The sequence below is a fragment of the Vibrio qingdaonensis genome, from assembly GCF_026191675.1.
Classification (GTDB): domain Bacteria; phylum Pseudomonadota; class Gammaproteobacteria; order Enterobacterales; family Vibrionaceae; genus Vibrio; species Vibrio qingdaonensis.
This window is the reverse complement of record NZ_JAKRRY010000008.1, coordinates 1-11,851: the sequence shown is the minus strand read 5'-3', so window position 1 is coordinate 11,851 and position 11,851 is coordinate 1. Positions and strand designations below refer to the sequence as shown.

Here is an 11,851-nt window from a genome sequence, read left to right as displayed (position 1 = left end):
TGCTTTCATCTTTCACTTGGTTATATGGTGTAGCCAGCGAATAGATCTTTGAAGAATCATGCGAAGCGATAGTGTAGAAGTCTTGTATTTACAAGTCATTAGCCTTGGAGTTGTTCCTAAGCTTTCTGTGCATACAACAGCCTTCCAACTCATAAGAAAACCGCTTCTATTAGAAGAAGCTATGCCAAACCTCTCTTTTACAAATCTAAATAATAACTGGCGCCACAAGAATGGCGCCAGTTATTGATATAAAAGCAAAAGCTGACACGAGTTAAATCAAATTTTGCATCTCATGGAAAAGTTTTTCACGCCGCACAGGTTTTGGAACATACGCATCCATACCGGCATCGAAACATTTTTGAATATCATCATCTACAACGCTAGCCGTTAACGCGATAATTGGCGTTGGGGACATCCCTTGCTGCTTCTCGTAGCTCCGAATGTCCTTGGTTGCTGTAAAGCCATCTTTAACCGGCATCATGCAATCCATCAAAATCACATCAAAGTTGGGATCGTTTTGGAAGATATCTAGCGCTTGCTGGCCGTCATTAGCAATGACATAGTCATATCCAGCTTTTTTAAGATGTAGCGATGCGACCTTTTGATTAACCATATTATCTTCCACTAACAATACCCGAATTGCCTCCCCCGCACCTAACTCAGGGGAGGCAAACGTATTTTTGTCACCAGCATTTTGGGATTCGTCACTACCTCCATCATTGACCTTAGTAGACTGCTGGTGAGACGCTTGATTAGCAATATTTTCAGCCTTGACTTCTACACTGCTCACCAATTTTTGTTTAAGGATCTCCGCCTTGAATGGTTTCGGTACGTAGTCATCCATTCCAGCATCAAAACACTTTTGAATATCGTCATCCACCACACTCGCCGTTAATGCGATAATGGGAGTTCGTGGGGCATCTATTGCTGTTTCATAATCCCGAATAACCTTAGTCGCTGCAAAGCCATCCATAACGGGCATCATGCAATCCATCAATACCACACTATAATTTTTACCTGACTTATAGTGCTCAACCGCCTCTAAGCCGTTATTCGCTATATCATAGTCGTAGCCAAGTTTTTTAAGATGCAGCGACGCCACTTTTTGGTTAACGAGATTATCCTCTACGAGCAATATAAAGACGCTTTCTGTCAGTAAAGCGTTATTTGTAAACGAAGGAACGCCTTGCTCGATCGCCTTACAACACGCGTCTATTGATTTGAGTAAGCGACTTCCCAGCAGCGGATAAGTAATGAGCGCACTAATATTTCGCCCGAAATCTCGATTAACACTCTCAAACTGCCTGATTAAACAAATTGCTGACTGATGCGAATTCAACTGAGCAAAACTGTCTTCATCGTGCTTGGAAGAAACGGAACCACCTTCCACATAAATAACAATCGTTCTTTTGTTCATAGTAAACGGCTGCAGACTTGCTAGATTTGGTACCACTCTCGCTATATCAAGATTATAAAAAGTAAGATCTCGTCTGATTCGCTCCTCGTACTCAAGATCGTCACAAACCATCACTAGCTCATCAAATTTGAGTTCATGACTATGCTGGTAGGTACGTTCATCAATGGGTAAGTTCAGTGTAAAATAAAACCGACTCCCTTTTCCTTTTTCAGAATCCAGTTCAATGTGCCCACCCATTAGCTCAATAAGCTGGGTACTAATGGCCAAACCGAGTCCAGTCCCCCCAAACTGCCTTGTTGTAGAGTCGTCCTCTTGAGCAAACGCTTCAAAAATATTCGCCTGTCGTGATTCATCAATTCCTATCCCTGAATCTTTTACTTCAAAGACCAAGCTCGCCATGTTGTCTTGCTCACCTTGATGATGCACGCCAATGCTAACGCTACCTTCACTAGTAAATTTCACCGCATTAGACATAAAGTTCATTAGGATCTGGCGTATTCGATGGTCATCGGCTAATACCCTAAACGGTATTGTTGAATCAATGTCAACGTTGAGCTGGATTCCTTTCTCTTTAACCTTCGGAGCAACAATCGATGCAATATCATAAATGGATTCACGAATCGACGTGGAGTGAGGGTTGATTTGTAACATCCCAGATTCAATCTTTGAGAAGTCTAAAATATCGTTAATAAGACTAAGCAACAAATGAGACGAGGTTTCAATCGTGTCGACATAATCTTTTTGCGTGGCCGTCAAGTCGGTATCTGATAACACCTCTGATATGCCAATTACCCCATTTAGCGGTGTACGAATCTCATGAGACATATTCGCCAAGAAGCTACTTTTTGCTTTACTGGCTTGAATCGCATTTTCCTTGGCCTGCTCAGCATCTTCTTTTGCTTCAAGAAGTCGCTTCTGACTCTCTTGTCGCTCTATCGTAAGTCGCTCAACTTCTTGAGCAAAACGGCTCAATTCATCATTGCCACGTACGCGATCACTTAACGAAACTTGCTGCTCTTGTTCTCCGCCCTCTAGATATTTCAATACTATATTTAGGTTTTTAATGACTCGATGAGCAAGGTTCACCCCCGTAAAAATAACCAGAGCAGTAAGAAGCCCGATACCAGTAAAGAAAACCATGCGCGTTTGTTCAAAGGTGCCAACCAATGCGCCAATTTCATTGCGAAGTTGCATCTCGATGGAATCAGCAACAGACTGTATCAAATTTAAACGCAGCGCTAGTGCGCTTATGCCAATATTCACTTCGGCAACAGGTAAGGCATTAGGTTTATCGCTGCTAAGCAACGTGCCGCGAAACTGACTACTCTGTTGAAAAGCAATATCTGAAAAGGTACCTAGCAGTAACGCGACCTGTTCGGTGTCAGCATTAATCGCAACAAATCGTTCAACAAATAATTGCTGACTTTGAGTGAGGCTTCGAATTTCATCTTTAAGCATCTCAATACGATCTTGATCAGTTTGGTAATCAATCAATTGTTGTATTTGCCAGTTTTCCTCTTCTGCCCAAAACATCAACCACTCGAGTTGAGATAATGCGGTCATATGACCATCGACTGCCGCAATTGCGCCACCATGCGGCGCTTTTTCAAGCAATCATAAAATTTGCCCAAACGTATCGACTTGCCACTCAACAATTTCCCTTTTTTCTTCAGCATCTTGCGCATCCGATATCGAGGTGATGCTTTCCTGATAATCCGCAATAAGCCCTTGAAGGTGTTCAAGCTCTTCGCCAGAAAACAACGATTCGGACAACGTGACAAGTCGATCATATTGTACAGTCGTTTCAACAGGGTCACTGGTTAATCGCGCTAAATGCGCTTTAGTTTGAAGATCGGATAAGACTTGAGAAAACACAACTAGCTCTTCAACTTTTTCCAAATTGGCTAATTGAGTGTTCAATGTTGTCACTTGTCTAAACGCGAGATAAAGGATGAGTAATACAGGCAGTATTACTAGTGAGAATATTTTTCGCTTTACCGAGAGACTATTCCAAAAGTTTACCATCACCATTCCACTTGCTAAACGAAAGTTCAATTAATAGTGAGTTTAGAACAGGATCGGTGAGCTTCTACTCAATTGGCAATTATTTTCGCATTTATATGAAGTTAGAGGTATTTCTTGTCGAATTTTAACGCTCTTAGCAGAGTAATTAATCTAATTATTCATTGCTAAGGGCGATGCCAAAACAGTCCTAGCGCTTTACGTTATTTTCTGGGTCAAGATAGCGATTTAACAGAGTCAATGTTTTATCTAGTTGCGCTAGGCTATCGCGTAATACTTGGGTTGAACACTCCGGGCACGTCGACTTAATAGCGGAGTCTAAGATTTTAATAGACCTAAACACAAGCTGGTCATTATTACGCCGACCATACTCTTTCAAATGGCATAATGCCTTCATAGCTGTGTTTAGCGGCATTTCTCTTACTTCAGAGAGTGGGCGTTCAAAAACGTGATTCCTTACTCCTTCTAAATATACACGATAAGTCGTTAATTCATCTGCGGCTAAGAAAGCATAACCCTGCGGGGTCTGGTGAGGATAAGGGACCGCAACATGATCAGATATGTCATAAACAATCTTCATCATTAGTCCGTGAATTCGGCACTTCGTCACTAACCGTTTGAGCAGCCCTTGTTCATCAAGATAGTTCTGAATATCGATTAGCCGCTCTAGATGATAGTCATTAGAAATAAAGCGTACCGGAATACTGGAACCGGGGACGAGCAGACCACTGCTAATCACAACTTGAGATAAGTGCTGGATATTTTCAACCGTACTCGTGGATTGCTCTTCAAGCAATACCGCGCCAAGGAGCGATAGTTCTAACGCCGGCAACTGCTGACAAAAGTACTGGTACATAGCTTGAGATTCAGACATCGTTTGATCAGCCGTTATACCGCCACAAAAGGCAATAATCGTCTTAGAACAGTCATTTTCTAAGACGTACTTTATCAACGCGTCTACTCTCGAAACACCTTCTGCCGTAAGTTGGTCATTGTTCAGACGTTTACCCAGAACAATGAGCAATGCTTCGTATTTAGTTTGCGGGTTTTCTCGTCTATTATTCTGAACAGCGTTACCGTCGAACTCGGTGGCGGTCATAGTATTAGAGTCCACTGTAAAAAGTTTATTTACGTTCACCACCACTTTTAGAGTCGTTCTGTTATCAATTTTATTATGAGTAACTAGATAATTTCCCAACTGTGGGTCATCTCAACACCTTCGCCCAACATCAAGCATACTGAGCAGTACTTCTCCAATGAGTCCTTCGCGACTTTAGCCACAATCGCCGGATCAAGTTGTTCGCCACTGACTTCAAAATGAATATTGATTTGAGTAAAAATCTTTGGTGCCATGTCACGTCGAACACTAGACAGCTTAGCAACACAGCCTGTCACGTTCTGACTCGCACTTTTTAAACCATCAACAACATCAACAGAGCTACATCCACCAGCAGCCATTAACACCATTTCCATAGGGCTAGGTGCACTTTTGCCGCCACTGCCATCCATTACCATAGCATGACCAGATTGGGATTCTGCTAAAAACTTAAATCCTTCAACCCATTTTACTTCTGCTTGCATATCTGCCTCTAAGCGATTCATATTACTGTGTTATTACGACCATCATTGGGAAGCTCTATTCGTTGTTACTCCCCAACATCAACGGTTCCACTTTAACATCCCTACTTCTAAGATTGCTACTCGAACCTACTTTATTTAGAAAAAATACAATCACAACAAAGCAGAGTGACGAGAAAGTATTGTTCTTTTTATCTAGGTTCTACGTACGCAGCACTATAAGCGCGTAAAATTAAGCGCGTAAAAACCGCGTACTATTTTCACAACGGTTGAAATTTTTTGCTTCGTGGCCCTGTCTTATTAACCGAACAATATGATGTTTAAGCGATTGAGGTCTTTATGAAAACATTTTCAAAACTATTAGCCGCAGCAGTATTAGCTACTCCGCTGGTGTTCCTACTGACAAGCCAACCCGGCAATGCTGACTCAACAAAGGCAGTCGCGGCTAAAAGTACGGATATCGCCACGCTAGCTGGTGGCTGTTTCTGGTGTACGGAATCTGACTTAGAAAAACTACCTGGTGTGATCAGCGTAGTATCCGGTTACGCAGGAGGCGATCTTGAAAACCCAACCTATAGACAAGTATCGAGCGGTAAATCAGGGCATATCGAAGTCATTCAGGTAACCTATGATACGGATGTTGTCAGCTACGAAAACGTCCTAGACCAATTTTTCCGACACATTGATCCAACCGACAGTAAAGGGTCCTTCGTCGACCGAGGGCCCCAATATAGGCCCGCTATTTTCTATCATAACGACGAACAAAAACAGGTCGCGATAGACTTTATGTCAGACATTGAATCGTTAGGTATTTTCAAAAAACCACTCGCGACAGAACTGATCGCTTACACTCAATTTTGGCCCGCAGAAGAGTATCATCAGGACTACTACAAAAAAAGTAGCCTCAAATATAAGTACTACCGCTATAACTCAGGTAGAGACCAATACTTGGATGAGATCTTTGGCGAAAATCGCCAAGAAATGCCTATGACATTAAGGATGCTGATTGATAATAAAAATGGCAGTGCCAATGCCAAGCGGTATCAGAAACCTTCAGAAGAAACCATCAAAAAGGCGTTAACGCCGCTGCAGTTTTACGTCACACAAGAAGACGGAACTGAGCGACCATTTGACAACCCTTATTGGGATAACAAACAAGAAGGTATTTACGTCGATATCGTGACTGGAGAACCGCTGTTTTCATCGACCGACAAATATAAATCGGGTACCGGATGGCCAAGCTTTACGAAACCAATTAGTGATAAGTATGTTGTCACGACAACGGATTTTAAATTGATTTACCCACGCACAGAAGTAAGAAGCCGTATCGGCGATTCTCACCTTGGGCATGTCTTTAAAGATGGACCTAAACCTACCGGGCTACGTTATTGCATGAACTCCGCGGCGATGAAGTTTATTCCTAAGTCAAAGCTCGCCCAACTTGGCTATGATGAGTTCTTACCGCTATTCAATCAATAAAACATCACCTCTAACCAGGCTGTATAAACTCAGCCTGTTCTCTCTCTCACGTACAGCGTAGTGTTCCTCTCTTCATTGCTTCCTTTCCACTGACCGGCCGTTGCTTGCGCTCTATCCTAAAATACCCAAAGGACACTAAAACGAATAAAATACAGTGACTCAATACAAAACCGCCTAAATATCCCGTATTATCTGACTATTCAAACCTTCGATAGACTCTACACTCACTAGCGAAGGCCGAAATTCAAACAAGGTGTCTTATCCCTATGAACAGCTCCATGGATGTTCTACAGAATTACATACAATCATTCGGTTATGATTGGTTAAGTAATGTCCTATTAATCACAGTGTCGAGTTTCATTGCTTGGATTGCATGGCGAGTGATCTATCGACGTATTGAAGTATTAGCGCAACACACCCATTTAGAATGGGACGATCTCCTTATCCGAGCGGTTCGTTCACCGATTAGCGCGTTAATTTGGCTATGGCCGGCGACGATTTCTATCGGCCTAATTATTTCCGCGCACTCTGAAATTGATAGTCAGTGGATTGGACAAGTCGATTTACTGCTTGTTATCGCCATCTTCATTTGGATTTCACTTCGTCTCATTCAAAACGTCGAAACACACGTTCTCGCACAAAAGAAACGAGACGAAACCACAGTCCAAGCCATTGCTAAGGTCGCTAGACTGTTCTTCCTTACGATCGGCATCTTAACGGTGATGCAATCTTTAGGACTTAGCTTATCCGGTCTACTTACGTTCGGTGGTGTCGGTGGTTTGATTGTTGGTCTTGCCGCGAAAGATCTACTCTCAAACTTTTTTGGCGGCATGATGATTTATTTCGACCGTCCTTTTAAGGTCGGTGATTGGATTCGCTCTCCTGATCGCAATATTGAAGGGACAGTAGAAAGAATTGGTTGGCGAATGACCATTATTCGTACGTTTGATAAGAGACCCCTCTACGTCCCAAACTCTGTATTTAGTAACATTGTTGTTGAGAACCCGTCTCGTATGCTTAATCGCCGCATCTTTGAGACGATTGGGCTTCGGTATGACGATGGCGACAAAGTCAGTGTTATTGTCGGTGAGATCAAAACGATGCTAGAAAACCATCGCGATATCGACAGCAAACAAACGTTAATGGTTAACTTCGATTCCTTTGGTACTTCATCGCTCAATTTCTTTGTTTACGCGTTTACGAAGACGGTAAACTGGGCACGCTACCATGAAGTAAAACAGGATGTACTCCTGCAGATTATGGCAATTATTCATAAGCATGAAGCTGACATCGCCTACCCTACTCAAACGTTGAAGTTTGACCCAAAGGTGTTGTCCGAAAACCCAGACGTCATCAATAACAACCCGACCTTTCCAAACTCAATCATAAGCAAATAGTTTGATTGCACTAGTCAGTTATTGAGGCCATGACAACCACATGTTTCAGCTCAAGAAAGCGAAGTTATAACGTCCCTTTCTTGAGCTATCACACTCTACCAATAACAAGCGAGCCTGAATCACCTCTTATTCATTTTCGGCTAATGTCATTACGTCGCACGACTAACTATTATTAAGCTGTACCGCTTGGTATTGCTCAGTCTTAATGCTGCCTTTACGTCTTTTCATCTTCACTTCGACCGAGCGCCCCCCATTGTTCACGTCATAGCGAATGGCCTGTTTCAGATAGGCATCATTGCGTTTCATGTCCCTAGCTTCTAACTTCATCGTTTTTGAACCACGGTTAACATCACAACGGTAATCCCAGTCATTCCCGCCTTTTTTGAGTGACAGCAAGACTTGAGAATGCTTGCCACCTCTTGCATTAATCCCTCTAGGTTGCTTATCTAGAGCCAATGCTAATCCCGCCTTGCATAATGCTTCCGACGAAAAAACGTCGTTTGTTCGCGCAGCGACAGCTGAATTTGTCACCGGCAATGTGCAAACAAGAGCCAATGCCGCCACTAAAGTACTAGTATGCTTGTTCATTATTTGTCCTAGTCATATTATCAATGCAAAATTAAAACATGACATACGGTAAATATCAAATAAAAAAGCCTCTATGGTAGTAGAGGCTTCGTTCGCCGGTTTCTAGTTAATCGGTTTAGCAGACCAAACTAGTCACCGCTTTTTCTTCATGCATTACGACGCGCAACAACTGCGTCTGCTAACTGACGAAGTACCGCTTCTGTGTCATTCCAGCCAATGCACGCATCGGTAATAGATTGACCATACTTAGCCGCAACGCCATCAACAAGATCTTGACGCCCTTCTTCAAGGTGAGATTCGATCATCACACCAAAAATAGCGTCTTCTCCAGCGGCAAGTTGTGCGGATACATCTTCAGAAACAACCTTCTGACGAGAAAACTGTTTCGAACTGTTCGCATGGCTAAAATCAATCATAACCTTTTTAGGTAAACCAGAAGCCGAGAGTTCATCTTTAATAGCACTGACGTGTTCTGCGCTATAGTTAGGCTCTTTTCCGCCACGTAAAATCAAGTGACAGTCTTTGTTGCCTGCAGTTTCGATAATCGCAGAGTGTCCAAATTTAGTAACGGATAAAAAGTGGTGAGAGGCGCTTGCAGAACGAATAGCGTCTGAAGCGATCTTGATGTTACCATCAGTACCGTTTTTAAACCCAACTGGACAAGAAATACCTGAAGCCAATTCACGGTGAACTTGCGACTCCGTGGTACGAGCACCAATGGCACCCCAGCTGATTAAATCACCCACATATTGAGGTGTGATCATATCAAGGAATTCACTCGCCGTCGGCATGCCCATATCCGTCAAGTCGAGCAAAAGTTTACGAGCCATTCGCAGGCCATCGTTAATTTTAAAGGTATCATTAAGGTATGGGTCGTTGATCAAGCCCTTCCAACCAACCGTCGTACGTGGCTTTTCAAAATACACACGCATAACGATTTCCAGTTTGTCGCCAAGCTCATCACGTAGCGTTTTAAGGCGTTTGCCATACTCTACTGCCGCTTCCGTATCGTGAATAGAACAAGGGCCAACGATCACAAGTAGTCTATCGTCATCACCGGACAAAATATTATGAATCGCTTGGCGTGCATTAAAGGTTGTCGAAGAAGCAACTTCTGTCGCTGGAAATTTCTCTAGTACCGCGACTGGCGGTAGGAGTTCTTTTACTTTATTAATTCTTACATCATCAGTTTGGAACATTGCTTACTTCTTCCTATTCTTTGTATCTACGACTATCAAGCACGATGTACACTCCATTATGTGACTTATGTCGTGCTCTTTGTTGGTAACTTATCTGCTTGCAGCAAATAGTGCAATCATTAATTTTAAAAAAAGGCAAATTTACCACCTGTTTTTAATTAATGACGCAACGTAAAGAACTATGTACACCTTAAGTGACTAATAATTCACCAGTTATACCCTGCCGAACAAATAATTATTTGTTAACCGCGACAAAACATATGTTCCAACCATTGCTCGAATGCGTCTATCACGACACTGCCATGAGCTTGCAATGGTCACCACAACTCTACTTGAGAACCGTTCAGTTTGGCGCTACGATGTGTGTTCGACCAGTTAGTACCGTACTCTCTGTTTTGAACACTTACATAGTAGTTCGGACGTTAATTCATATCTTCAAGTGTCCGTAAGGGTGCCCGTGTCAATATCATCTCAAATTACGCTTGCGCCTAAATATTATCTAGCTAATTTTCAAAAACTTTTAATCCATGTAGAACATTTATATGCTGACCTTCTTCATCATGAAGAGCACCTTTGGTTAGTGCGTTTTCGAGCGCTAACAGAAGATGCGCAATGTCTACTCATACGGTTAATGACACGAAAAGGGGAATGGTTTCGTAGTGACAAGTTGCACTACTCTGAACTCAGCTCAATGAATAATTGCATCGACGAGTTGGTGAACGAGCAATTCATTAATACGACGAATATTGACGTAGTAACCTTGGCGCGCACATTGCTTACTAAAGCCGAAATTTTGTCTTTTTTTCCAGAGCTACCGAAAACGGCACGCAAACCGGAACTCCTGCGACAACTTTCAGCACTTAGTGACCATCCACCGCTCAATCTTCCTTTTACAACACTCCGGTTAGTCGATAACGACAAGCTCAAGCTGTTCTGTCTACTTTTTTTTGGTAACCAACATCAAGAGTTTGCGCAATTCGTACTCAACGATCTTGGCGTTCATCGTTTTGAAAACTATGAAATCTCACCCAATACTCGCATGTTTAATAAAAGAGAAGATATTGATACGACGATGACGCTTCACGCGTTATTGGCACAGTATAAAGATATCGATAAAGCATGCGAGAGGTCTCTGACAGAGTTTTCCCTACATATCCCTACAACGATGGGTAGCTATCCTACTCGACTCGCGGGTAAACTGATTAACGCTGTAGGTCGAGATTTGGAACGTCTCAACAATTATGATCAAGCTATCCAATTATTAAAACAAACCGAGTTACCACCAGCACGAGAACGTTGCGCTAGGATGTGCCTTAAACAAGAACATTTCCTTGAGGCCCAATCATTTGTTACATCGATACTAGAACATCCGAAAAGCGTACCTGAACAAGAGATTGGCCTTCGCCTTGCCGCTCACGTCGCAAAGAAACTCAATACCTCTCACCCCAAACCGGTGGTATTCCCTATCCCAGAACGAACCGTAACGTTAGATATGAGTACTCAACGTGTCGAATGGGCAGTTCTCGACTCGTTAGCTAGTGAGGGTTGGCAGACTTTTTATCTAGAAAATCACTTTCTGAACACCCTATTTGGTCTCGCTTTTTGGGATATTATCTTTGCTCCGGTCGACGGTGCTTTTATCAATCCTTATCAACGCCAGCCACTCGACCTATACCGCGATAGCTTTAAAACAAAACGTAGACACATAATCGACGCTCGACTAGCAGAGATTCGAACATCGGGAATCCGTCAATTTACTTCGATAATTGATGATAAATACGGGCTGCAAAATCCATTTGTCGCTTGGGATGTGGTTGAGAAAGAGTGGATAGAGCTGGCGATCACCACCATTCCTAACGCCGTTCTCGCCGCTTTGTTTAAAACTATGCTGATTGATCTAAAAACGTATCAAGCCGGCATGCCCGATCTTATTGCGTTCAAAGGTAATCAGTGGTTCTGGTGTGAAGTTAAAGGACCGGGAGATAGGCTTCAAGATAATCAGAAGCGCTGGATGAAGGTATTTAACGAGCTTAACCTTAATTATGAGGTCTGTTACGTAACGGCGGCACCTTAACTGAATCGTTATCAGACATTCGTTATTAGATTCTCGTGTTTCAATCGTAAACCGCACCCTAATATATGGTGTTAAATACAACAAAGCCCAGTGCGTT

General features: G+C 42.6%; 9 protein-coding genes. 3 read left to right on the top strand and 6 right to left on the bottom strand.

Features of this window, described 5'->3' with window-relative positions; translation table 11 throughout:
* Positions 1-271 precede the first annotated feature (271 nt).
* From MD535_RS08035 to MD535_RS08025, 4 genes are all read right to left on the bottom strand, one after another.
* Positions 272-3,031, bottom strand: a complete 2,760-nt coding sequence (locus MD535_RS08035) for a response regulator (RefSeq protein ID WP_407077139.1) — start codon at positions 3,029-3,031, stop codon at positions 272-274.
* Positions 3,032-3,442 carry a hypothetical protein gene (locus MD535_RS26405; protein ID WP_407077138.1) on the bottom strand — a complete coding sequence of 137 codons (411 nt, stop codon included), beginning with the start codon at positions 3,440-3,442 and terminating at the stop codon, positions 3,032-3,034.
* Positions 3,443-3,629: 187 nt separating this feature from the next.
* Positions 3,630-4,538, bottom strand: coding sequence for a YdcF family protein (locus MD535_RS08030; protein WP_265674360.1), 909 nt, complete (start codon positions 4,536-4,538; stop codon positions 3,630-3,632).
* Positions 4,539-4,621: 83 nt separating this feature from the next.
* Positions 4,622-5,020 carry an OsmC family protein gene (locus MD535_RS08025; RefSeq protein WP_265674359.1) on the bottom strand — a complete coding sequence of 133 codons (399 nt, stop codon included), beginning with the start codon at positions 5,018-5,020 and terminating at the stop codon, positions 4,622-4,624.
* 336 nt (positions 5,021-5,356) lie between these two features.
* Between MD535_RS08025 and msrB the strand changes: the two genes are divergently transcribed.
* Positions 5,357-6,496, top strand: a complete 1,140-nt coding sequence (gene msrB, locus MD535_RS08020) for a peptide-methionine (R)-S-oxide reductase MsrB (protein WP_265674358.1) — start codon at positions 5,357-5,359, stop codon at positions 6,494-6,496.
* 266 nt (positions 6,497-6,762) lie between these two features.
* Positions 6,763-7,893, top strand: coding sequence for a mechanosensitive ion channel family protein (locus MD535_RS08015; RefSeq protein WP_265674357.1), 1,131 nt, complete (start codon positions 6,763-6,765; stop codon positions 7,891-7,893).
* Positions 7,894-8,055: 162 nt separating this feature from the next.
* Here MD535_RS08015 and MD535_RS08010 read toward each other — a convergent pair whose 3' ends face one another.
* Together MD535_RS08010 and aroG are read right to left on the bottom strand one after the other, a co-directional pair.
* Positions 8,056-8,481, bottom strand: coding sequence for a hypothetical protein (locus tag MD535_RS08010; RefSeq protein WP_265674356.1), 426 nt, complete (start codon positions 8,479-8,481; stop codon positions 8,056-8,058).
* Between the two features lie 146 nt (positions 8,482-8,627).
* On the bottom strand, positions 8,628-9,680 hold the full coding sequence (gene aroG, locus MD535_RS08005) for a 3-deoxy-7-phosphoheptulonate synthase AroG (protein ID WP_265674355.1): 1,053 nt from the start codon (positions 9,678-9,680) through the stop codon (positions 8,628-8,630).
* 457 nt (positions 9,681-10,137) lie between these two features.
* On the opposite strand from aroG, the gene MD535_RS26185 reads away from it, so the two are divergent.
* Complete coding sequence (locus tag MD535_RS26185; protein WP_265674354.1) at positions 10,138-11,754, top strand: VRR-NUC domain-containing protein; 1,617 nt, start codon at positions 10,138-10,140, stop codon at positions 11,752-11,754.
* Positions 11,755-11,851 lie beyond the last annotated feature (97 nt).

Bases quoted from the DNA above. Each gene is read 5' to 3' on its own strand.
- MD535_RS26405 (WP_407077138.1), bottom strand. From the start codon at position 3,442: ATGGTAAACTTTTGGAATAGTCTCTCGGTAAAGCGAAAAATATTCTCA.
- MD535_RS08030 (WP_265674360.1), bottom strand. From the start codon at position 4,538: ATGACCGCCACCGAGTTCGACGGTAACGCTGTTCAGAATAATAGACGA.
- MD535_RS08025 (WP_265674359.1), bottom strand. From the start codon at position 5,020: ATGCAAGCAGAAGTAAAATGGGTTGAAGGATTTAAGTTTTTAGCAGAA.
- msrB (WP_265674358.1), top strand. From the start codon at position 5,357: ATGAAAACATTTTCAAAACTATTAGCCGCAGCAGTATTAGCTACTCCG.
- MD535_RS08015 (WP_265674357.1), top strand. From the start codon at position 6,763: ATGAACAGCTCCATGGATGTTCTACAGAATTACATACAATCATTCGGT.
- MD535_RS08010 (WP_265674356.1), bottom strand. From the start codon at position 8,481: ATGAACAAGCATACTAGTACTTTAGTGGCGGCATTGGCTCTTGTTTGC.
- aroG (WP_265674355.1), bottom strand. From the start codon at position 9,680: ATGTTCCAAACTGATGATGTAAGAATTAATAAAGTAAAAGAACTCCTA.